The organism is Rhizobium sp. BK619 (assembly GCF_014195245.1).
GTDB lineage: Bacteria > Pseudomonadota > Alphaproteobacteria > Rhizobiales > Rhizobiaceae > Rhizobium > Rhizobium acidisoli.
The window spans coordinates 274,095-296,691 of sequence record NZ_JACIBH010000007.1 but is presented as its reverse complement, the minus strand read 5'-3'; the positions used below and the strand labels follow the sequence as shown (position 1 = coordinate 296,691).

21 protein-coding genes are annotated in these 22,597 nt (G+C 62.1%); 13 read left to right on the top strand and 8 right to left on the bottom strand.

From position 1 onward, the window contains the following. Window positions 1-10 precede the first annotated feature (10 nt). Window positions 11-1,465: a xylulokinase gene (gene xylB / locus FHX14_RS15645; protein ID WP_184377718.1), complete on the top strand. Its 1,455-nt coding sequence runs from the start codon at window positions 11-13 to the stop codon at window positions 1,463-1,465. Between the two features lie 214 nt (window positions 1,466-1,679). Next, entirely contained in the window at window positions 1,680-2,990 is a 1,311-nt protein-coding gene (gene xylA, locus FHX14_RS15640) for a xylose isomerase (protein ID WP_183697024.1), read from the top strand. Window positions 2,991-3,050: 60 nt separating this feature from the next. On the opposite strand, the gene FHX14_RS15635 is transcribed toward xylA, so the two are convergent. Then, complete coding sequence (locus FHX14_RS15635) at window positions 3,051-4,082, bottom strand: LacI family DNA-binding transcriptional regulator (protein WP_003590203.1); 1,032 nt, start codon at window positions 4,080-4,082, stop codon at window positions 3,051-3,053. 272 nt (window positions 4,083-4,354) lie between these two features. Here FHX14_RS15635 and FHX14_RS15630 point away from each other — a divergent pair, with 272 nt between their 5' ends. From FHX14_RS15630 to FHX14_RS15610, 5 genes are all read left to right on the top strand, one after another. Further along, window positions 4,355-5,881: a sugar ABC transporter ATP-binding protein gene (locus tag FHX14_RS15630; protein ID WP_179612182.1), complete on the top strand. Its 1,527-nt coding sequence runs from the start codon at window positions 4,355-4,357 to the stop codon at window positions 5,879-5,881. A 59-nt stretch (window positions 5,882-5,940) separates the two neighbouring features. Continuing rightward, window positions 5,941-6,945 carry an ABC transporter permease gene (locus FHX14_RS15625; RefSeq protein ID WP_054184184.1) on the top strand — a complete coding sequence of 335 codons (1,005 nt, stop codon included), beginning with the start codon at window positions 5,941-5,943 and terminating at the stop codon, window positions 6,943-6,945. A 100-nt stretch (window positions 6,946-7,045) separates the two neighbouring features. Next, a complete protein-coding gene (locus FHX14_RS15620; RefSeq protein WP_184377717.1) occupies window positions 7,046-7,993 on the top strand; it encodes a substrate-binding domain-containing protein in 948 nt (315 codons plus the stop codon). 249 nt (window positions 7,994-8,242) lie between these two features. Continuing rightward, window positions 8,243-9,295 (top strand): sugar phosphate isomerase/epimerase, encoded by a 1,053-nt coding sequence (locus FHX14_RS15615; protein WP_003566650.1) that lies wholly within the window; start codon window positions 8,243-8,245, stop codon window positions 9,293-9,295. Between the two features lie 201 nt (window positions 9,296-9,496). Then, window positions 9,497-10,684 (top strand): Gfo/Idh/MocA family oxidoreductase, encoded by a 1,188-nt coding sequence (locus tag FHX14_RS15610; protein WP_184377716.1) that lies wholly within the window; start codon window positions 9,497-9,499, stop codon window positions 10,682-10,684. Window positions 10,685-10,759: 75 nt separating this feature from the next. On the opposite strand, the gene FHX14_RS15605 is transcribed toward FHX14_RS15610, so the two are convergent. Continuing rightward, the gene (locus FHX14_RS15605; RefSeq protein WP_049734773.1) at window positions 10,760-11,164 is read right to left on the bottom strand and encodes a DoxX family protein; all 405 of its coding nucleotides are present in this window, start codon (window positions 11,162-11,164) and stop codon (window positions 10,760-10,762) included. 264 nt (window positions 11,165-11,428) lie between these two features. On the opposite strand from FHX14_RS15605, the gene FHX14_RS15600 reads away from it, so the two are divergent. Both FHX14_RS15600 and FHX14_RS15595 read left to right on the top strand, forming a co-directional pair. Then, complete coding sequence (locus FHX14_RS15600) at window positions 11,429-12,802, top strand: GH1 family beta-glucosidase (protein ID WP_184377715.1); 1,374 nt, start codon at window positions 11,429-11,431, stop codon at window positions 12,800-12,802. Between the two features lie 135 nt (window positions 12,803-12,937). Beyond that, on the top strand, window positions 12,938-15,151 hold the full coding sequence (locus tag FHX14_RS15595) for a bifunctional diguanylate cyclase/phosphodiesterase (protein ID WP_184377714.1): 2,214 nt from the start codon (window positions 12,938-12,940) through the stop codon (window positions 15,149-15,151). 55 nt (window positions 15,152-15,206) lie between these two features. On the opposite strand, the gene FHX14_RS15590 is transcribed toward FHX14_RS15595, so the two are convergent. The 4 genes from FHX14_RS15590 to FHX14_RS15575 form a co-directional block, all read right to left on the bottom strand. Further along, window positions 15,207-16,136, bottom strand: a complete 930-nt coding sequence (locus FHX14_RS15590) for a rhodanese-related sulfurtransferase (RefSeq protein ID WP_184377713.1) — start codon at window positions 16,134-16,136, stop codon at window positions 15,207-15,209. 62 nt (window positions 16,137-16,198) lie between these two features. Continuing rightward, entirely contained in the window at window positions 16,199-16,675 is a 477-nt protein-coding gene (locus FHX14_RS15585) for a VOC family protein (protein WP_184377712.1), read from the bottom strand. Between the two features lie 121 nt (window positions 16,676-16,796). Next, complete coding sequence (locus FHX14_RS15580) at window positions 16,797-17,705, bottom strand: CHAD domain-containing protein (protein WP_184377711.1); 909 nt, start codon at window positions 17,703-17,705, stop codon at window positions 16,797-16,799. Further along, the gene (locus FHX14_RS15575; protein ID WP_003590219.1) at window positions 17,683-18,171 is read right to left on the bottom strand and encodes a CYTH domain-containing protein; all 489 of its coding nucleotides are present in this window, start codon (window positions 18,169-18,171) and stop codon (window positions 17,683-17,685) included. Before FHX14_RS15575 ends, FHX14_RS15580 begins: the two co-directional genes overlap by 23 nt. A gap of 152 nt (window positions 18,172-18,323) precedes the next feature. On the opposite strand from FHX14_RS15575, the gene FHX14_RS15570 reads away from it, so the two are divergent. The 4 genes from FHX14_RS15570 to FHX14_RS15555 all read left to right on the top strand — a co-directional run bounded on the left by FHX14_RS15570 (window position 18,324) and on the right by FHX14_RS15555 (window position 20,768). Next, complete coding sequence (locus FHX14_RS15570; RefSeq protein ID WP_184377710.1) at window positions 18,324-18,962, top strand: 2-dehydro-3-deoxy-phosphogluconate aldolase; 639 nt, start codon at window positions 18,324-18,326, stop codon at window positions 18,960-18,962. A 105-nt stretch (window positions 18,963-19,067) separates the two neighbouring features. Continuing rightward, entirely contained in the window at window positions 19,068-19,787 is a 720-nt protein-coding gene (locus tag FHX14_RS15565) for a tellurite resistance TerB family protein (RefSeq protein WP_012558986.1), read from the top strand. Between the two features lie 82 nt (window positions 19,788-19,869). Next, complete coding sequence (locus FHX14_RS15560) at window positions 19,870-20,565, top strand: GNAT family protein (RefSeq protein WP_012558985.1); 696 nt, start codon at window positions 19,870-19,872, stop codon at window positions 20,563-20,565. After that, window positions 20,562-20,768, top strand: a complete 207-nt coding sequence (locus FHX14_RS15555) for a hypothetical protein (RefSeq protein ID WP_003590224.1) — start codon at window positions 20,562-20,564, stop codon at window positions 20,766-20,768. Before FHX14_RS15560 ends, FHX14_RS15555 begins: the two co-directional genes overlap by 4 nt. A 2-nt stretch (window positions 20,769-20,770) precedes the next feature. On the opposite strand, the gene FHX14_RS15550 is transcribed toward FHX14_RS15555, so the two are convergent. Further along, on the bottom strand, window positions 20,771-21,847 hold the full coding sequence (locus FHX14_RS15550) for a nickel/cobalt transporter (RefSeq protein WP_184377709.1): 1,077 nt from the start codon (window positions 21,845-21,847) through the stop codon (window positions 20,771-20,773). Further along, window positions 21,841-22,482 (bottom strand): DUF1007 family protein, encoded by a 642-nt coding sequence (locus tag FHX14_RS15545; protein WP_184377708.1) that lies wholly within the window; start codon window positions 22,480-22,482, stop codon window positions 21,841-21,843. The genes FHX14_RS15550 and FHX14_RS15545 overlap by 7 nt, the downstream gene beginning before the upstream one ends. Window positions 22,483-22,597 lie beyond the last annotated feature (115 nt).

The following is a 22,597-nucleotide window of genomic DNA, read 5'->3' as shown; positions in this document are numbered from 1 at the left end:
AGAATACCCCATGTATCTCGGTCTCGATCTCGGAACCTCCGGCGTCAAGGCGATGCTGATCGACGGCGATCAGAAGATCGTTGGCTCGGCCAATGGTTCGCTCGACGTCTCGCGTCCGCATTCCGGCTGGTCGGAGCAGGAGCCGTCCCACTGGGTACGTGCCACCGAAGAGGCCGTCGCCGGCCTGAAGGCGAAACACCCGAAGGAGCTCGCCGCGGTCAAGGGCATCGGCCTTTCCGGCCAGATGCATGGCGCGACGCTGATCGATGCCGCCGACAAGGTGCTGCGCCCCTGCATCCTCTGGAACGACACGCGCAGCCATGTCGAGGCTGCGGCCCTCGATGCGGATCCGCGCTTTCGCGCGCTCACCGGCAATATCGTCTTCCCCGGCTTTACGGCGCCGAAGCTCGCTTGGGTCGAGAAGCATGAGCCCGACATTTTCTCCAGGATCGCCAAGGTGCTCCTGCCGAAGGACTATCTGCGTCTTTGGCTGACCGGCGATTATATTTCCGAAATGTCGGATTCGGCCGGCACCTCCTGGCTCGACACCGGCAAACGCGCCTGGTCGGCCGATCTGCTCGCCGCCACCCATCTTTCCAAGGAGCAGATGCCGGCGCTTGTCGAAGGCACCGAGCAGGCCGGTACGCTGCGGCCCGAACTGGCGGCGCAATGGGGCATATCAGGTGATGTCGTCGTTGCCGGCGGCGCCGGCGACAATGCCGCATCGGCCTGCGGCATGGGGACCGTCAGCGATGGCGCCGCCTTCGTCTCGCTCGGCACGTCGGGCGTGCTTTTTGCCGCCAACGGCACCTATCTGCCGAAGCCGGAAAGCGCTGTGCATGCTTTCTGCCACGCACTGCCGAACACCTGGCACCAGATGGGTGTCATCCTGTCGGCCACCGATGCGCTCAACTGGCATTCCGGCGTCACCGGCAAGTCGGCTGCCGATCTCACCGGTGAGCTCGGCGAGACGTTGAAGGCGCCGACCGGCGTCACCTTCCTGCCCTATCTGTCCGGCGAGCGTACGCCGCACAATGATGCCGTCATCCGCGGCGCCTTCATCGGCCTCGAACATGAAAGCAGCCGTGTCGTTCTCACCCAGGCGGTGCTCGAAGGTGTGGCCTTTGCCATCCGCGACAATCTCGAAGCGCTGCGCTCGGCCGGCACCGGCATCTCCCGTGTCACGGCAATCGGCGGCGGTTCGCGCTCGCATTACTGGCTGGCGTCGATCGCCACGGCGCTCGGCGTTCCGGTCGACCTGCCGGCCGATGGCGATTTCGGCGCGGCCTTCGGCGCCGCGCGCCTCGGCCTGATTGCCGCGACGGGTGCCGATCCGATTGCCGTCTGCACGCCGCCGGTGACATCAGGCACGATCGAGCCGGTGTCGGCGCTGAGCGGCGCTTACGAGGATGCCTATACGCGCTACCGCGCAGTTTATCCGGCGGTCAAATCGCTGACGCATTGAGAACTGGAGCCAGCGGCCCCCTCATCCGCCTGCGCACTGACCGGGTCGAGCCACGCGTCTCGACCCGTCCTTCGGACCCCCGCTGGGGAGAAGATACTCGCAGCGGCGCCTCATTCCTCTTCTCCCCTCGGGGAGAAGGTGGCCCGAAGGGTCGGATGAGGGGGCCGGATGGCACAAACGCTAAGACTGAATTACGAACCCAAGGAGACCCAATATGAGCACCGGATTTTTCGGCGATATCCAAAAAGTGAAATACGAAGGCCCTGACAGCACCAATCCGCTGGCCTTCCGTTACTACCAGCCTGATGAAATCGTCATGGGCAAGCGCATGGAGGACCATCTGCGCTTTGCGGTGGCCTATTGGCACACCTTCACCTGGCCGGGCGGCGATCCCTTCGGCGGCCAGACCTTCCTGCGTCCCTGGTTCGAGGACACGATGAAGGCCGCCAAGCTCAAGGCTGACGTCGCCTTCGAATTCTTCTCGCTGCTTGGCTCGCCCTATTACTGCTTCCATGATGCCGACGTGCGTCCGGAGGGCAAAAATTTCGCTGAGAACACCAAAAACCTCAACGAGATCGTCGACTACTTCGCCGAGAAGCAGGCTTCCACCGGCACCAAGCTGCTCTGGGGCACGGCGAACCTCTTTTCCAACCGCCGTTACATGTCGGGTGCTGCGACCAATCCGGATCCCGATGTCTTCGCTTTCGCAGCCGCGACCGTGAAGACCTGCATCGACGCGACGCAGAAGCTCGGCGGTGAGAACTATGTGCTCTGGGGCGGCCGCGAAGGTTACGAGACGCTGCTCAATACCGATCTCAAGCGGGAGCTCGACCAGCTCGGGCGCTTCCTCAACCTCGTCGTCGAATACAAGCACAAGATCGGCTACAAGGGCACGATCCTGATCGAGCCGAAGCCGCAGGAGCCGACCAAGCACCAGTATGATTACGACGTTGCGACCGTCTACGGCTTCCTCAAGAAGCACGGCCTCGAAAACGAAGTGAAGCTCAATATCGAGCAGGGCCACGCGATCCTGGCCGGTCACTCCTTCGAGCACGAACTGGCGCTTGCCAATGCGCTTGGCATCTTCGGCTCGATCGATATGAACCGCAACGACTACCAGTCCGGCTGGGATACCGACCAGTTCCCGAACAATGTTCCCGAAATGGCGCTCGCCTATTATCACGTTCTGGCAGGCGGCGGCTTCAAGACCGGCGGCACCAACTTCGACTCGAAGCTTCGCCGCCAGTCGCTCGACCCGGCGGATCTGCTGATCGGCCATATCGGCGGCATGGATTGCTGCGCCCGCGGCCTGAAGGCCGCTGCCAGAATGATCGAGGACAAGGCTCTGTCACAGCCGCTCGCCGATCGTTATGCCGGCTGGGAATCCGCCGAGGCGCAGAAGCTGTTCCGCGGCGAATATTCGCTGGACGAGATCACGAGCTGGGTCGAGACCAAGGACGTCAACCCGCAGCCGAGATCCGGCAAGCAGGAACTGCTCGAAAACGTCGTCAACCGTTACGTCTGATCAAACGTGCCGGCGGTCATCGGCCGCCGGCACAATTTTTGTCGCCGGCTATCTCTCTGTTCAGCGCTTCAACCAGTTGCGCGATGGTGCGGAGACGGAGTTTCGAACCACGAGATCCGGCCGCAGCAGGATTTCCGTCTCGGTCGGCTGGCCATCGGACAGGAGCTCCAGCAGCAGCGCCATCGCCTGTTTGCCGATCGCCGTCCGCGGCTGGCGGATCGTCGTCAGCGGCGGGGATATGAAGACGGCCTGCGGCACGTCGTCGAAACCGGTCACCGAGAAATCACGCGGAATGTCGTAGCCGCGCGCCCCGAGGCCGACCATGACGCCGATCGCCGTCTGATCGTTCACGCACATGAAGGCGGTGGGAAGCGTGTCGCGCATGAAAAGCTGCTCCACAGCATGCCGGCCGCTTTCGATCGTGCCGTCACCTTCGAGCACAATCCTCAGATCGGGCGGGATGCCGGCGGCGTCGAGACCGGCATCGTAACCCATACGGCGCCTGATATAGGCAAGCCGGGTGCGCGAATCGCCGATGAAGGCGATCTTGCGATGGCCTTCGGCCAATAGCAGGTCCACCGCCTTTCGCGCCCCTTCGGTATCGTCGACGCCGACATAGGGAATGCCGCCGTTGAAGACGGGCTCGAAAACGCCGACACTCGGCGGCAGCCGCGCCGTCATCGTCTGATGCCCGAAGGGCAGGATGCCGGTGAACAGGATCAGCCCGGCAGCCTGGTTGGAATTCAAGAATTTCAGATATTCGAGCCCGCGCTGGGCGTCGTTCTGCGTATGGCCGATCAGGATACCGTAGCCGTGCGCGCGCGCCTCGTTTTCCAGCCCGACGAGAATGTTGGAGAAATTGGGGTCGCCGATGTCGGGCGCCACCACGAGGATCATGTTGGAACGGCCGAGCCTCAGGCTGCGGGCCATGGCATTGGTGGTGTAGCCGGTGACGGCGATCGCCTGGTTGACCTTGAGCCGGGTGGAGTTGGCGACCTTCTCCGGCATATGGATCGCTCGGGACACCGTCGCGATGGAGACCTCGGCGATCCGGGCGACGTCTTCGATTGTTGCGGGCGTGGAATTCGACACTGAGCTCTGCCTTGGGCTGTCTTCGCCGCGACACTACACAGACTTGTCGACAGGTCAAAGGCAGGCTTCAACGGATCTGCGTAAATCCACCATGTAAACCTTTACACGCCTGATGTAAAGGTTTACATAAACTCCAAAGCGGACGGGAGCCGCAGTGCACAGCACCCCGAAAACAGCAAGCGGTTTTCAGAATGGGAATGTGCGCTAGTTCAAGGTGATGGAGCGGCGCCGGCAGGTTCTGCCGATGCAAGACGCTCTTGGGGGAGGGCATAATGACCGTGGAGATCGCCGACACCGCACCCGTGGTGCTGTCCGCCAGGCGTATATGCAAGTCCTTCAGCGGCGTGCAGGTGCTTTTCAGCGTCAATTTCGATCTCCGCGCCGGCGAAATCCATGCGTTGATGGGTGAAAACGGCGCCGGCAAATCCACGCTCGTCAAGGTGTTATCCGGTTTCGAACAGCCGAGTTCCGGCGAGATCCTGCTCGACGGCAAGCCCGTCGTCCTGCCGCCGAACGGCGCTGCCGAGGCGCTCGGCATCGTCATCATTCACCAGGAATTCAACCTCGCCGAACACCTGACGGTGACGGAGAGCCTCTTCCTCGGACGCGAAGTCACGCGCTTCGGCGTGCTCGACCGCAAATATATGCGCTCGGAGACACGCAAGGTTCTCGATGTGCTCGGTTCGCATGTCGATGAGAATGCGCTGATCAGCACGCTGTCCATCGCCGACAAGCAGATGGTCGAAATCGCCAAGGCCATCAGCCGCGACGCGCGGGTCGTGTTCATGGATGAGCCGACCGCCGTCTTGTCGCGGGAAGAGACCAATATGCTGTTCAAGCAAGTCCGCAAGCTGCGCGATCAGGGCACCAGCTTCGTCTTCGTTTCGCATAAGCTCGATGAAGTGATGGAATTGACCGATCGTGTCACGGTGCTGCGCGACGGCCAATGGATCAAGACGTCGCCGACATCCATTCTGGACGGGGAATCGATCGCGCAGCTGATGGTCGGCCGCGAACTTTCCAGCCTTTATCCCGCCAAGGTCGAGCCTGATGTCGACGAGGAGATCGTCTTGAGCGTCGCCTCGGTGTCGACGGGCTATGTCAAAGATGCGAGCTTCGAGGTGCGCAAGGGCGAGATCATCGGTTTTTCCGGCATGATCGGCTCCGGCCGCACCGAGCTGATGGAAGCGATCGCCGGGTTGCGGAGCCGTCTCGAGGGCGAGGTGGTGATCAAGGGGGCCGCCGTTCCCTCCGGCGACGTGCATGCCGCCAATCGCTGCGGCCTGGCCTATATGACCAAGGACCGCAAGTCGAAGGGCCTGCTGCTGCGCTCCGGCATGGTCACCAATCTGACGCTGCAATCGCTCGGAAGGCATTCTCGCCGAGGTTATCTCAGCCCCGGCAGCGAAGCGGCCGCGATGGCAAAAGCCAAGCGGCGCTTCGACATCCGGGTTCGCGACGGCAATATCGTCGCCGGCCGGATGTCGGGCGGAAACCAGCAGAAGCTGCTGCTGGCCAAGGTCATGGAGACCGAGCCAGACATCATCATCATCGACGAGCCGACGCGCGGCATCGATGTCGGCACCAAACAGCAGATCTATCATTTCATCTCGGCGCTGGCCCGGGACGGCCGGTCGATCATCATCGTCTCGTCGGAGATGCCCGAGGTCATCGGGCTGTGCACCCGGGTGGTGGTGATGCGCGAAGGGCATATCGTCGGCGTGCTCGAAGGGGACGAGATCTCCGAGCAGGAGATCATGCGTTACGCCGCCGGGCTGAAGAGGAAAGCGGCGGCCTGAGGGTCGAAGCGGACAGATAAGATGCCCAGAAAGAATGGGGCGGGAGGTTGGTTTTGGAAATGAGTGTCAACGAGGAGACCAGGGAGATCCGGCGCCGATCCTGGCGGGATGTCGATCTGCGTGCGGTCGCACCTTTCGTCGCTCTGGCGCTGCTTCTGATCGTCGGAGCCTTGGTCAATCCCAATTTCATCGGCATCACCAACCTTGCCAATGTCGCGACGCGCAGCGCCTTTATCGCCATCATCGCCGTCGGCGCGACCTTCGTGATCTCGGCCGGTGACCTCGACCTGTCGGTGGGCTCTATGGTGGCCTTCGTCGCCAGCCTGATGATCCTGCTGATGAATTCGGGCGCCATCGAAAACCCGGCGCTGATGCTGACGGTCGCTGTGGTTTTCACCATGGTTGCCGGTTCGCTTTGCGGCCTGGCGAATGGCCTGATCACCACGGTGGGCAAGATCGAGCCGTTCATCGCGACGCTCGGCACGATGGGCATCTATCGCGGCCTGACGACATGGCTGTCGCAGGGCGGTGCGATCACGCTTCGCTCCGCCGATATCCAGACGCTCTATCGTCCCGCTTATTTCGGCACGATTGCCGGCGTGCCGATCCCGATCGTGGTGATCCTGGCGGTGACGGCGGTTGCGGCCTTCATTCTCTATCGCACCCGCTATGGGCGCCATGTCGTCGCTGTCGGGTCGAACAGCGATGTCGCCCGCTATTCCGGCATCGCAGTCAACCGCGTCAGGACGATCGCCTTCGTTATCCAGGGGCTGTGCGTCGCCATTGCCGTGCTGCTCTATGTTCCCCGTCTCGGCTCGACCTCGGCGACGACAGGTATCCTGTGGGAACTGCAGGCGATCACGGCGGTCGTAGTCGGCGGCACGGCGCTGAAGGGCGGCGCCGGCCGGGTCTGGGGCACGATCTGCGGCGCCTTCATTCTCGAACTCGTCGGCAACATCATGCTGCTTTCGAATTTCATCAGCGAGTATCTGATCGGCGCCATCCAGGGTGCGATCATCATCATCGCCATGTTCGTCCAGCGCTCGCTGGTGCGCAAATCATGAATTGCTCCGGTTTGCATTGATCGGGCTCAGGATTGACCGGACTTACAGGGCGTCCGGTCCCGATATGGAAAAGTCCCTGAAATTATTGGGAGGAAATGGCATGCGTAAATTGATGTTTGGCCTGGCGGTTGCGGCGGTGACGTTCGCCGGCGCCGCTCACGCCGAGGACAAGAAATTCACCATCGGCGTGTCCATTCCGGCCGCCGACCACGGCTGGACGTCGGGCGTGGTCTTCCATGCCGAACGTGTCGCCAAGTTGCTGATGGCCGAACATCCCGGTCTCAACGTCATCGTCAAGACCTCGCCGGACGCTGCGAGCCAGGCAAACGCCGTGCAGGATCTCGACACGCAGGGCATCGACGCCCTGGTCATCCTGCCGTCGGATCCGGATCCGCTCGTCAACGCCATCAAGGAAGTCAAGGGCAAGGGCAAGTTCGTCGCGCTCGTCGACCGTGCGCCGTCGAGCAACGACAACTCCGTGCGCGACCTCTATGTCGCCGGCAACAATCCGGCGCTTGGCGAAGTCGCCGGCAAGTACATTAAGGACACCACGCCGGATGCCGAAGTCGTGATTATCCGCGGTCTGCCGATCCCGATCGACCAGCAGCGCCAGGACGGCTTCGACAAGGGCATTGCCGGCTCGAAGGTCAAGGTTCTCGACCGCCAGTACGGCAACTGGAACCGCGACGATGCCTTCAAGGTCATGCAGGACTACCTGACCAAGTACCAGAAGATCGACGTCGTCTGGTGCCAGGACGATGACATGGCCGTCGGCGTTCTGCAGGCGATCGAGCAGGCCAAGCGCACCGACATCAAATATGTCGTCGCCGGCGCCGGCTCCAAGGACATGGTCAAGAAGGTCATGGACGGCGACAAGATGATCCCGGTCGACGTTCTCTATCCGCCGGCAATGGTCGGCACGGCCATGGAACTGACGGCCGCTGCTCTCTACGATCAAGTCCCGGTTCACGGCAGCTATATCCTCGACGCGACCCTCGTGACCAAGGACAATGCCAAGGACTTCTACTTCCCGGATTCTCCGTTCTAATCGATTGGCTGACGACATGCGCCCATTCGAAAGGATGGGCGCATTTTATGCTTCCATATACGTACGCAGCTGAAAATGCTGCACGTACCTCTTGCCCGCCAAAGCCCATCATGATTAGCTCGCAGCCATATCGCATCCGGCCTTGCGCCAAAACGCGAGCTGAGGGCGAGGAGGCGCCTTGCGCCCGCCAAATTGCGTGCTACAACACTTCAGAAACGTTTACGGTCGATATTCAGGGAGGAATCTGACATGAAGACGATCAAGGGCCCCGGCCTTTTCCTTGGCCAGTTCGCGGGCGATGCCGCGCCTTTCAATTCCTGGGACGCGATCACCAAATGGGCGGCCGATATCGGTTACAAAGGCGTCCAGGTGCCGACCTGGGCGAGCCAGCTGATCGATCTGAAGAAGGCTGCGACCTCCAAAGACTACTGCGACGAATTCGCCGGCAAGGCCCGCGAAAACGGCATCGAGATCACCGAACTCTCCACCCATCTGCAGGGTCAGTTGGTCGCGGTTCATCCGGCCTATGACGAAGCCTTCGACGGGTTCGCAGCCCCGGAAGTGCGCGGCAATCCGAAGGCACGCCAGGAATGGGCGGTCGAGCAGGTCAAGATGGCGCTGACGGCATCGAAGAATCTCGGCCTGAAGGCACATGCGACCTTTTCCGGCGCGCTCGCCTGGCCCTTCATCTATCCCTGGCCGCAGCGTCCCGCCGGCCTGGTTGAAACAGCCTTTGACGAACTTGCCCGCCGCTGGACGCCGATCCTCAACCATGCGGATGAGAACGGCATCGACGTCTGCTACGAAATCCACCCGGGTGAAGACCTGCATGACGGCATCACCTTCGAGATGTTCCTGGAGCGCGTGAAGAACCATCCGCGCGCCAACATGCTCTATGATCCCTCGCATTACGTCCTGCAGTGCCTCGATTATCTCGACAATATCGACATCTACAAGGATCGCATCAAGATGTTCCACGTCAAGGATGCGGAGTTCAACCCGACCGGACGCCAAGGCGTCTACGGCGGCTATCAGGGCTGGGTGGAGCGGGCCGGCCGCTTCCGCTCGCTCGGCGACGGCCAGGTCGATTTCGGCGCGGTGTTCTCGAAGATGACGGCCAATAATTTCGACGGCTGGGCCGTGGTCGAGTGGGAATGCGCACTGAAACATCCGGAGGACGGCGCTCGCGAAGGGGCCGAATTCGTCGCTGCCCATATCATCCGCGTCACCGAAAAGGCCTTCGACGATTTCGCCGGCAGTGGTACCGACCAGGCAGCGAACCGGCGGATGCTGGGGCTCTGAGGCATAAGGCGTGCCGTGAGGCTTGCCCCTCACCCTAACCCTCTCCCCGTTCTGACGGGGAGAGGGGACCTGCCCAACGAAGTGTTGGAGTGGGATGGAGGTGGTGCGGCATATCCCTTCTCCCCGTTTGAACGGGGAGAAGGTGGCGGCAGCCGGATGAGGGGCGCAGCCGCACCAAGTTTCAAATTCCAGGAGGATAGAATGGCAATCGAAGCATCATCGGAACAGACCCGCGAGCCGCGCATCCGGCTCGGCATGGTCGGCGGCGGCGCCGGCGCGTTTATCGGTGCGGTGCACCGGATCGCGGCGCGCATCGACGATCAGTACGATCTCATCGCTGGCGCGCTGTCGTCGACGCCTGACAAGGCGGTTCAGTCGGGCCGCGATCTCGGCCTCGATCCGTCGCGGACCTATTCCAGCTACCGCGAGATGGCGATCCGCGAGGCGAAGCTGAAGAATGGCATCGAGGCGGTGGCGATCGTTACGCCGAACCATGTGCATTACGACGCTGCCAAGGAATTCCTGAAGCGCGGCATCCATGTCATCTGCGACAAGCCGCTGACATCCAACCTTGCCGATGCGAAGAAACTGAAGAAAATTGCCGACGAGAGCGGCGCGCTCTTCGTGCTGACGCATAATTACACCGGTTATCCGATGGTCCGCCAGGCGCGCGAGATGATCGCGAACGGCGAACTCGGCGATATAAGAGTCGTCCAGGCCGAATATCCGCAGGACTGGCTGACCGAGGCGGTCGAGCAGACCGGCCAGAAACAGGCCGCCTGGCGCACCGATCCGGCGCAATCCGGCGTCGGCGGCTCCACAGGCGATATCGGCACCCATGCCTATAATCTCGCCGCCTTCATATCGGGCCTGGAACTCGACAGCCTGGCGGCCGATCTCGACAGCTTCGTCCCCGGCCGGCGGCTGGATGACAATGCCCATGTCATGCTGCGCTTCAAGGCGAAGGGTTCGGAGAAGCCGGCTAAGGGCATGCTCTGGTGCAGCCAGGTGGCGCCCGGTCATGAAAACGGCCTGATGGTGCGCGTCTATGGCAGCAAGGGCGGGCTGGAATGGACCCAGAAGGACCCCAACTATCTGTGGTACACGCCGTTCGGCGAGCCGAAGCGGCTGATCACCCGGGGCGGCGCCGGTTCGGGCGCGGCTGCCGGCCGTGTCACCCGCGTGCCGTCAGGACATCCGGAGGGTTATCTCGAGGCCTTTGCGACGATTTACACGGAAGCTGCACATGCGATCAATGCCCGCAAGAAGGGCAAGGCCATCGACAAGGCGGTGGTCTACCCCACCGTCGATGACGGTGTGAAGGGTGTGGCCTTCGTCGAGGCTTGCGTCGCGTCGTCGAAAAAGAACGGCGCCTGGGTCAAGGTCTGACTTTACCGATCCGCGTCGCCCAATGAAAAACGCCGAGGCGGCTCAAAGCCGCCTCGGCGTTTTCACGTATGCTGATCAGGCCGCAGCAGTGCGGCCACGCTTCAGCAGATTATCGACGCTGAGCGGTCCCGCACCCGCCGCCACCAGATACAGAAACACGAAGCAGAACAGGATCGCCGCGACGCCGCCATTCTGCGCGGGGTAGATGCCCTTCGAGGCATGCCCGATGAAATAGGCGAAAGCCATCAGGCCGGAGAGCACGAAGGCTGCGATCCGGGTCTGGAACCCGACCAGAACCAGGAAACCGAGGGTGAGTTCGATAAGTCCGGCGATCCAGGAAAGCGAGCCCATAGGCGGCACGCTGGCGGCGGCCGGGAAATGCAGGATCTTCTGTGTTCCGTAGCTGAACAGCACAAGTGACGAGACGATGCGCAGCAGGCTCAGCAGATGCGGCTGCAGCAGATGGATCGAAGACAGCATCGGATTCCTTTCATGTTTGCGATATCCTGGCTGTGTCCGCGATCACAGGCGCGACGGCAAGTCACGACTGCTGACATTCGCGTTATGAGGGCAGTCAGAGCGAAAAGCGCCACGGGCCGGGGTGAGGCAGTGCTGCAGTCAGTGCCGATCAATGCTCCGACTGTAACGTTACAGTTTTTCTCCTTCCGGGCCTGTACTTTGCTTTCCGGCTTGGCTAAATCCGAGCGTAAACGGTCCATTCACACGCTGAGACGGGATTTACAGATGATCGATGCGAAGACGCTTGCAGGCCGCCTTCCCGGCGATTTCACCTTCGGCGTCGCCACCGCCGCCTTCCAGATCGAAGGCGCCGGCAAGGCAGACGGGCGCAAGCCCTCCATCTGGGATGCCTTCTGCAATATGCCCGGCCGCGTCTATAATCGCGACAATGGCGACGTCGCCTGCGATCACTACAACCGGTTGGAGCAGGATCTCGATCTCATCAAGGATATGGGTGTCGAAGCCTACCGCTTCTCCATCGCCTGGCCGCGCATCATCCCCGACGGCACGGGTCCGGTGAACGAGGCCGGCCTCGATTTCTACGACCGGCTGGTCGACGGCTGCAAGGCGCGTGGGATCAAGACCTTCGCGACACTCTATCATTGGGACCTGCCGCTGCTGCTTGCCGGCGACGGCGGCTGGACGGCGCGCTCGACCGCCTACGCCTATCAGCGTTATGCCAAGACGGTGATGAACCGTCTCGGCGATCGTCTCGACGCTGTCGCCACCTTCAACGAGCCGTGGTGCATCGTCTGGCTCAGCCATCTCTACGGCATCCACGCCCCGGGCGAGCGCAATATGCAGGCCGCCCTTCACGCCATGCATTATATGAACCTTGCCCACGGTCTCGGCGTCGAGGCGATCCGCTCGGAAGCCCCCAACGTGCCCGTCGGGCTGGTGCTCAACGCCGCCTCGATCATCCCCGGTTCCGGCAGCCCGGCCGATCTTTCTGCCGCCGAACGTGCGCATCAGTTCCACAACGGCGCCTTCTTCGATCCCGTCTTCAAAGGCGAATATCCGAAGGAATTCGTCGACGCATTCGGTGACCGCATGCCTGTCATCGAAGACGGCGACATGAAGCTCATCAGCCAGAAGCTCGACTGGTGGGGTCTGAATTACTACACGCCCGAGCGGGTTACCGACGATGCCGAGCGTAAGGGCGATTTCCCCTGGACGGTGAAAGCGCCGCCGGCAAGCGACGTCAAGACCGACATCGGCTGGGAAATCTATGCGCCGGGATTGAAGCTCCTGGTCGAGGGCCTTTACCGCCGCTACGAACTGCCGGAATGCTATATCACCGAGAACGGCGCCTGCGACAACACCGGAGTCGTCGATGGCGAGGTCGACGATACGATGCGTCTCGACTATCTCGGCGACCATCTCGATGTCGTGGCAAACCTCATCAAGGACGGTTATCCCATGCGCGGCTATTTTGCCTGGAGCCTGATGGATAATTTCGAATGGGCGGAAGGCTACCGCATGCGCTTCGGCCTCGTCCATGTCGATTATCAGACCCAGTTGCGCACGGTGAAGAAGAGCGGCAAGTGGTATCGCGAACTCGCAGCACAATTCCCGAAGGGCAATCACAAGGCGGGTTAGGTGAAACGGCTGACGTTGCTTCCCTCATTTTCTGCATCCGCAGGCAAGAAATAGCTCCTCGCAAATCTTCAACAGGTGGTTGCTTAAACGTTTTTGAACCCTTGGCTGGCAAAGTCGGACGGTCAGGGAGCCGTAATGCAGACAGCCGGAAAGTCGCAGAGCAAGGGTTTGGGAGTAGGCCGTCACATCACCGTTACGGGCGTGCTTTTTTCCTTTGCCGTCATCGTCGCAATTGTCACCGTCATGGTACTGACGGCGCTCGAGCGCGTGGCCGAAAATGCCAATCTTCTCGATGACGAGCGCTCGCGCGAAACGACGATCGGGGCGTTGAAGACTTTCGAGGACCAGCTTGCCGCGACGCTCGACGATTACGCCGCCTGGGACGATGCCGCCGTCAACGTCTATTCGCCCGACGGCATGGCCTGGACGGTGAGCAATTACGGCGAGATGTCGGTCAACAGCTCGCTTTTCGACATGGCGATCGTAATCGATGACCGGAAGAAGCCGATCATGGCCTATCGCGACGGCAAGCCGATGGAGGAGCCGCTTGCGGATTTCTTCGCGCCGTCGCTCTGGACCCTGTTCGAGACGGCGAAGGCGGCCGACACAGCCGGGACTCCCCAAGCAGTCGGCTTCGTCACCACCAAACGTGGTGTCGCCGCTGTCGGCGTCGCTCTGGTGCGGAAAAAATCCGGTGCGCTGGATGCGCCGGCCGGCCAGCACCGCTATCTCGTCTTCGCCCGCCATCTCGACAATGACCGGGTGACCGCGCTCGGCCAGACCTATGTCATTGGCGGGCTGAGGCTGGCGCCGCCGAGCTTCGAGGCTGACTATTTTGTGCCGATCGTCGATCCGACGGGGGCAACGCTTCAAAAGCTCGTTTGGACCTCGCGTTCGCCGGGTGATGTCGGCTACGCACAGGTGCGGCCGATGGTCCTGCAAGCGCTCGGCCTTGTCGGACTGTTCTTCGTGGTGCTGCTGGTCATCGGCTGGTTTGCCGGCCGCCGGCTGAAGGCCGATGAAAACAGCGCCCGCGAAGAGACGCTGCGCGACCGGCTGAGCGGCCTTTCCAATCGCGACGGTCTTGGGCTTGCTGTCGACCGTTTCGTCGTCGAGGCGCGCCAGACCAAACGCAACGTGCTGCTCCTGTATCTCGACCTCGACGGTTTCAAGGAAGTCAATGACAGTTATGGCCACGGCACCGGCGATCAGTTGATCCGCGGGGTGGCGGCCGGTCTCGACGTGCTTATTCCGCAAGGCGCGGTTCTCGCCCGCATCGGCGGCGATGAATTTGCGATCGCCTTTCTCTCGGACGGCGAGAATGCTGCGGCCCTGCAACTTGCCGAGCAGATCCTCGATTTTCTGGTCGAGCCGCTGGAGATCGGTCGCCGCGTCGTTGTTGTCGGGGCCAGCATCGGCATCGCCATGTCGCCTGCCGGCACGATCGGGCGCGAGGAACTGGTGCGCCGCTCCGACCTTGCCATGTACAAGGCGAAGGAAGCCGGCCGTGCGCGCATGACGCTTTACGATCCGTCGATGGATGCCGACCGGGAGCAGCGCAATGCGCTGGAACTCGACCTCAGGATGGCCATCGAAAGCGGCGATCTGACACTCGCCTACCAGCCGCTGATCGATGCGGCCTCCTATGCGCCGACCGGCGTCGAGGCGCTGGTGCGCTGGAACCGACCGGGTCATGGCCCTATCTCGCCCGAGGTGTTCATCCCAATCGCCGAGACCAGCGGCCTCATCGAATCGCTCGGCCTGTTCGTGCTGCGCAAGGCGTGCGAGACAGCCAAGCAATGGCCGGAACTCAACGTTTCGGTCAACGTCTCTCCCGGTCAGTTCCGCAATCCCGCTTTTGCCGATTATGTGCGCTACGTGCTGAAGCAGACGGAGGTCGAGGCCGACCGCATCACGCTCGAGATCACCGAAGGCTACATGATCCAGAATCCGCAGCGCACCCGCCAGTCGATCGAACGGCTGAAGGCGCTGGGGGTCAAAGTGGCGCTCGACGATTTCGGCTCCGGCTTCTCCTCGATCGGTTATCTCAGGCAGTTCGGCTTCGATCGGATCAAGATCGACCGCTCGCTGGTCATGGGGGTCAATGAGGACAAGCGCCAGCGCGAGATGCTGCAGGCGACCGTGGCGCTCGCCCGCTCTCTCGACATTCCGGTGACGGCCGAGGGCATCGAGACCGAGGAGCAGGCAATCGCCATGCGCCTCTTCGGCTGCGATTGCCTGCAGGGTTATCTGTTTGGAAAACCGATGACGGCCGATCTGATCACCGAGATGCTGCACGCGCGGCATGCAGCCGAGCCGGAAGGCCGGCGCCGTCTCGGCGCAGCCTGACGGGCGCTGGCAGAGATTCCGGAAAAATGGAGGCTGACCCGGAAAGGGTCCTAGCTCAGCTGCCGATATGCCGCTGGCCGCGTTTCCTGGCGAGGGCGATCTGGTGCTGCCGCTGACGGTAGCGCAGCCGATCCTCTTCGGTGCGGGTGTCGTAGCAATGGCTGCAGGAAACGCCTTCCTCATAGAGAGGCGAGGTGATCTCTTCTGCGGTGATCGGGTTGCGGCAGGCATGGCACAGCCGGTGTTCGCCTTCCTTCAGCCCGTGCTCGACGGAGACGCGCTCGTCGAAAACGAAGCAGGCGCCGTCCCACAGACTTTCCTCCTGCGGCACTTCTTCGAGATATTTCAGGATGCCGCCCTTCAGATGATAGACCTCGTCGAAGCCCTCGGCCTTCATGAAGGCGGTGGCCTTCTCGCAGCGTATGCCGCCGGTGCAATACATGGCGATCTTGGGCTTGTTGTGCAGGCCGGAATTCTGACGCACCCAATCGGGAAATTCGCGGAAGGTCTTCGTCTTCGGGTCGAGAGCGCCGCGAAAGGTGCCGATTGCCGTTTCGTAATCGTTGCGGGTGTCGATGACGATGGTATCGGGATCGGAAATCAGCGCGTTCCAGTCCTCAGGCGCCACATAGGTGCCGACGACTTTGTTGGGGTCGATATCCTCCACGCCCATGGTGACGATTTCCTTTTTCAGCTTCACCTTCATGCGCAGGAAAGGCATTTTCGAAGCGCGGCTTTCCTTATGCTCCAGGCCGGAAAATTCCGGCTGTGCCCGCAGGAAGGAAAGCACGGCAGCAATACCAGCATCCGGGCCGGCGATCGTGCCGTTGATGCCCTCATGCGCCAGAAGCAGCGTTCCCTTGACGCCGCTCTGCTCGCACAGCGTCTGCAGCGGCGCCTGGAGGCTCTCAAAGCGCGGCACGGAAACGAAATGGTAGAGTGCGGCCACGAGGAACGGGCTGGTGTGTGTCAGGCTGTCGGTCATGGGGCGGAAATACAGAAAATCGGCGGCTCGCGCAATTGCCTTCACCGGTCGCCGCTGAGTGATTAGGCTTTGGCCTGCCATTCGGAAAACGGCCGCACGCCAAAGCTTCGGTCGGGAGTGTCGTCGAGGATGCTGATGAACTCGATCGAGTGTCCGTCGGGATCCTTGAAATAGATAGACAATGCCGGCATCCAGCCGAGAACCACCGGCTCCGTCGCGGGTTCACCGGTAAAGCCGAGAGGCTCGACCCCCTTTCCCTTGCGCAGGGCGGGCGCCTGCAGCACGCCGGCGGCGGTCATCCGGAAGGCAATGTGCAGCCGCATCTTCAGCGGCCCGGTTCCGGTTTCCCAAAGGCCGAGCATGCCGGTCTTCCTGTCGTCCACCCAGAGGAAAGCGACTTTGCGCTCCTCGAACGAGGCCGCCGGTTCGAGCCCGACGACATCGCGGTAGAAGTCCGTGGAGGTCTGGAGATCGGCAACGGTCAAATGAGTCTCGTAGAGTCCGAGCAGCTTTGGCATCGCGATATTTTCGGCGGTCATTTCTTCCTCGCGGGGTCAGGTCTGTGCTTATCGACGCCGGAGGCTAGGACCTCAATATTAGTTGAGGTCAATAGGTTTTGTTGAAATATTTCAGAGGCGCTGGCGCCATAGTGATGCCGCCTCAACTCCCGGCCGTCAGCCAGAGAAGCTCGATGCGCTGTGCTTCCTCGTCGGGATCATCGGCGAAGACGGTTTCGGCTTTGACAAGCGCTTGCCGCCGGTCTTCCTGCTGGCGGAAGATGATGGCGTCGAGCAGATGGGCCAGGTCGTCATTGCGGGTGAAGAGCTGCGGCTCGGCCTCGACCAGTTCGGAGAGCACGGCAAGATCATGGATATGGCCGAGATCCTCGACGAGTTCCTTGGCCGCATCGCGCTTGGCCTTCATTGCGCCGGGCCAGACATCGCGCAACAGGCTATGATAGAGCCGATAGTCGTAGGTGCGTTTGCGCAGCTTGTGGAAGTCGTCGGCAGATGCCTCACCATGGCAGGCGGCAAGTGCCGCCTTCGCCTTTCGTGCGGTACGGCGCCAGCTCTTCGCCAGCTTGCGGGCATTCTTGCGGTGGCCGCCATTGAATGAGACTCCATCCAGGGCGGTGGCCGCCTCCTTCAGAACGTCGGTGGTTTCCGCCAAGCGCTGTTTAAGACCGCTTTCGGCCTGCGCCATCCAGTCACGGCGGCCTTCAAGCACGGTGATGATGCGGCCGAGTGCCTCGCTCTCTTCGTTCCCGCGGGCACTCCGCTGCAGATATTGCGCCGTGCCGATGAGGGCGTTGGCATCGCGGATCGCCGAAAGCGAACGGGCGGCATCGCGCAGCCTGGCATTTTCGCGATCCTGGAAATCCGGCGCCTCGCGGGCGACGAGCCGGTAAAGCGAGCGCAATCGTTTCAGGTTTTTGCGAAAGGAATGGATGGCCTCATGGGCGCCGTCCGGCTGTTCTTCGATCAGTGCGATCGCATCGTCCAGCTGCTCTTTCGCGGCGCTGCGGAACTCGCTGGTGAAATCGGCCTTAGGCCGAATGCGATAGGCCATGCCTGTCGTGCCCATATTCTGTGGCAAGGGCCTGGTTGGAATAGCGGAAATCGCCGGTTACTTCACGGCCGAGCCAGGCAGGCAGGGCTGGATCGTCGGTCTCTGCGGTCATCTCGACCTCGGCAATCACCAGGCCGCGATGTTCGCCGGCAAAGACGTCGACCTCCCAGACGAAACCCTCATGCGGAACGCGGTAACGCGTCTTTTCGATGACGATGCCGATCGCGTTCTGCAACAGTTCCTCGGCATCGGCGATCGGGATGTCGTATTCGAATTCGTCACGGGTGATGGCGCTGCGGCCGATCTTGATCGTCAGCCGCGCCTTCCTGCCATCGAGGATACGCACCCGGACGGAACGATCGTCCATCGAGGCGATATAGCCCTGTCTCAGGGCAGACTTCGTCTCGACGGCGGAACGCCATCCATCGCTGCGTACGAGGAACTTCCGCTCGATCTCTTTCGCCATACCGGTGAACCTTTTGTGACGATGCCGCACGGTAGCCCACTTTCCCGGGATTTCATACCCACCCTGTCGTAGGAATTGGTTTTATCTCGACAAGGTTCCATTAGGACGTTATTCGGGGTCGAATTCAATCGTTTCAAGGAAGTCGCACGGCTATGGGCGAGAAAACAGAAAAGCTCCTTTCCATCCTGAAACTCCAGCCTGTCGTTCCGGTCCTGATCGTCGACGATGCCAAGTCGGCCGTGCTGCTGGCCCGCGCGCTTGTCGCGGGCGGCCTGAAGGCGATCGAGATCACCATGCGCACGCCGGCGGCACTCGATGCCGTGCGCGCCGTCGCCGCCGAGGTCGAGGGCGCCGAAGTCGGTGCCGGCACGATCCTGAACGCCGCCCATTGGGAAGCCGCCGTCGAGGCCGGTTCGAAATTCATCGTCAGCCCGGGCACGACGCAGGAACTGCTCGATGCCGCTGCCGATTCCGATGTGCCGCTGCTTCCCGGTGCTGCGACCGCCAGCGAGGTCATGGCTTTGCGCGAAGAAGGCTATCAGGTGCTGAAGTTCTTCCCGGCAGAGCAGGCTGGCGGCGCCGCTCTGCTCAAGGCGCTCTCCTCGCCGCTGGCAGGCACGCTGTTCTGCCCGACTGGCGGCATTTCGCTGAAGAACGCCAATGATTATCTGTCGCTGCCGAACGTCATCTGCGTCGGCGGCTCTTGGGTGGCGCCGAAGGAACTGGTCGCAGCCGGCGACTGGGCGGGGATCACCAAGCTCGCAGCAGAGGCCGCGGCGCTGAAGGCCTGAGTTTGGGGAGGGGATGAGCCTCACGGCACAATTCCCGCTCCGCTGTTTGTATTCGAGTTGTCGCAAACCTATGTAGTCCTCCAGCTAACAGGGAGACGACGAGGAATGTTCGACGCAAAGAAGCTTCTCGACCAGTTCTTGGGTTCGCAGGTTCCGGGCCTTGGCGGCTCGGTCCGCGACAGGGCGGGCGACGCTGTGCAGACGGCCAGGAACAATCCTCTGGCGACAGGTGCGATCGCCGCCGCGCTTCTCGGCACGAAGACCGGCCGGGGTATTGCCGGCAACGCACTGGCGATCGGCGGTCTTGCCGCCATCGCCGGCCTCGGCTACCAGGCCTACAAAAATTACCAGGCAGGGCAGGCGCCAGCAGCCCCTTCGGATGCACCCTCGGCCAACAATCCGGTTCTCCTGCCACCGCCTGTCGAATCCGGCTTCGGGCCGGCCTCGCCTGCCGGCAGCAATGAATTCGTGCTGGTGCTGATCCGCGCGATGATCGCCGCCGCCAAGGCCGACGGCCATATCGACGATGCCGAACGGGCCCTCATCATGGACAAGGTCAAGGCTGCCGATGTCAGCGGCGAGGCTGCTGCCTTCATCGAGCGCGAACTCGCTTCACCGACCGATATCGATGCGCTGGTGGCCGCCGCAACGACGGAAGAACAGCGCGTTGAACTCTACACCGCCTCTCGGCTCACCATCGAGCCGGATTCGCGGGCCGAGCGTGGTTATCTCGATCTGCTTGCCGGCAGGCTCGGCCTTGCCGACCAGCTGGTCGACCATATCGAGGCGACAGTGTCCTCCGCAAAAGTTACCTTGTCCCAGTGATTGGGTCACAGTAACATCTAGGCCGGTTGCCTTTGTCTGGCGGCTGGCCTATCCACTCCACTCTTGGACAAGGGGAGTGAACATGCGCGATCTAACAAATTTCAAGGGCTGCCCGGCACCGAAGCCGGTGACGCTGAAGGGCCGTTTCGTCACCGTCGAACCCTATCGGCGCGCAGAGCATATCGAGGCGCTGTGGGACGGGCTTGGCGGCATGGGCATCAACCCGCTGCTTCTCTATTTCGCGCAGGACGATTTCTCCGGGATCGAGGATTTCGCCAACTGGCTGGAAACCGTCTACACCAAGTCCGGCTGGCTCACCCATATCTTCCGCGACAACGCCACCGGCAAGATTGTCGGAATGGCGAACTACATGCGCGCCGACCCGGCAAACGGCGTCGTCGAGATCGGCGGGGTGGCGCATGGTGCGGAGATGAAGCGTTCGCCGCTTTCGACCGAAGCGCATTACCTGATGGCCAAGCACGTCTTCGAGGAGCTTGGCTACCGCCGCTACGAATGGAAATGCGACAATAAGAACGAGGCGAGCAAGACGACGGCGGCGCGGTACGGCTTCAGCTTCGAAGGGGTCTTCCGCCAGCACATGATCGCCAAGCACCGCAACCGCGATACCGCCTGGTTCTCGATGATCGATGCCGAATGGCCGCTGCTCAACGATGCCTTCGAGGCCTGGCTTTCGCCGGAGAATTTCGATGCCGCCGGCAATCAGATCCGCCGGCTGCAGGATATTCGCGCCGATCTGGAAAAGGAAAGGCTCGCGTGAGCCCTGAGAGCCGCTCGCAGGCAATCGCCGCCGCCATCATCCTGCTCGGCGCCGGCCTCGTCCTCTATTTCCTGCCGACCATCGTTTTGTGGATCGGCAATTTCTCGCCGGTGCTGGGGATCGCCGTCGGCGTCTGCCTGATCATGGCGTTTTTCGCGGTCTTCTGGCTGCGGGCGCGCTATCAGCGCAGCAAGGGGAAGTAGGCCTATCCCTGCAGCGACGCTCCGAGCAGCAGGGCCCCCATCACGATTACCAGCACGGCGCCGAGGATTTCAATGGCGTTGCCGATCCAGACCGAGGCGGTTGAGCCGCGCCCGGAGAGGCGGACGGCGGCACTCTTGGCGGTTACGGCAAGGGTGGCCAGCAGGGAAACGGTGATTGCCGTGCCGAGCGACATGGCGGCAACCGACAGCACGCCGCCGAGATAGAGCCCGTTCAGCAGCGAGAAGGTCATGACCAGCAATGCGCCGGAGCAGGGGCGAAGGCCGACGGCGACGATCGCCGACCAGGCCTCGCGGGCGCTGAACCTGTCGCCGGCAAGCAGGGCGGGATCCGGCACATGAGCATTGCCGCAGGTCTCGCAGGCCATGCCGGGAACAAAGGTATGGCCGGACTCCACAGCCTGCGCCTTGCCGTTGAAGGCATAGACCTGGCGTTCGGCGGCATTGTCCTTCCAGTCGAGCATCATGCTGACCGGACCGGCTGACGTCGCCATCAGCCGCCGGCGCGGCATGTTGCCCACCATCGAGCGCAGTTTGCGGAACAGCAGCCAGCCGCCGAACAGGATGACCATGACGAAGCTTGCGATCTCCATCGCATGGGTCGCCGCCGTCAGGGTGATGCCGGTGCCGCGCAGCACCAGCCAGGCGCCGCCGACCAGCGCCACCGCCACCACGCCCTGGATGAAGGCCGAGATGAAGGAAATCACCACGCCGCGCTTCAGCTCGATCTCGTTGGCGATCATGTAGGAGGAGATGACCGCCTTGCCGTGACCGGGGCCTGCGGCATGGAAGACGCCATAGGCGAAGGAGAGGCCGATCAGCGAGGCCAACTGCCACGGGTCCTGACGCATCGCCTTCAAGGCATCGGTCAGCGCCCGGTAGAAGGCCTGCTGCTCGTAGTTCACATAGAGCAAAAGCGGCGCGAGCGGCCCGCCGGTCGGTTGGAAGCTCGGCTCCGCCGTGCCGATGCCGAGCGGCGATTGCGCATGGGCGAGGCTTGCCGCCGTCAGGAGCGTCATGGCGGCGGCGGAAAGGATGAGGGGCAGGCGTTTCCTCAGCATGTGACCTCCAGCCGGGTGGCGAAGAGCTTGGACATGTTGGTGCCGGTGGGATCGTTGAAGAAGGCGTCGGTCAGCGACTGCTTGTTCTGCGAGATCACCTGGTCGGCATCCGGCCGCACCACCTGATGTTTGCAGGCCTTGAAGCCGTCGCCGACGATTGCCAGTTCGTTGTCGGTGGGAAAGTCGATCGAGGTGTAGAGCGTCGGGTCGTAGACGCCGAAGCTGAGCCGGCCTTTCAGCGGCATCTTCTCCACCGGCTTGACCGCGAAGAACATCAGCAGCTGGCCGTCCTTGTAATCGACGTGAATGATGTCGGGCTTCTGAACGGTGACGTTCTTTCCGTCGATCGTCAGGTTCATGTAGTAATCATATTCGGCAAGCGACTGCTTCACCGTTTTTCCGACCTCGGCGAGCTCGTTCGGCTCCAGCTTCAGATCGGTGTTCTTGTCGAAATCCATGACCACCGAGGAGGAGAAAACCTCGTCGAAGCGCCAGACATTGCGCAGTTCCTCGACGCTGCCATCCTTGCCGGCCACGACCTCGAGGCGGGCCTCCACGAAGATGTGCGGATGGGCAAAGGCGGCGGCCGGCGCCAGCGAAACGAGCGCGGCCATCAGTATCGTCGAATATCTCATTTGTTCCGCTGCCCTGTTCGGTGACCCTGACTTCTTGCCAGAAATTGGGACGGAATTGGGACCGGATTCCGCACTGGATTCAAAGAGCCGCGAGTTGGCGCGGGGCGCGATGTCG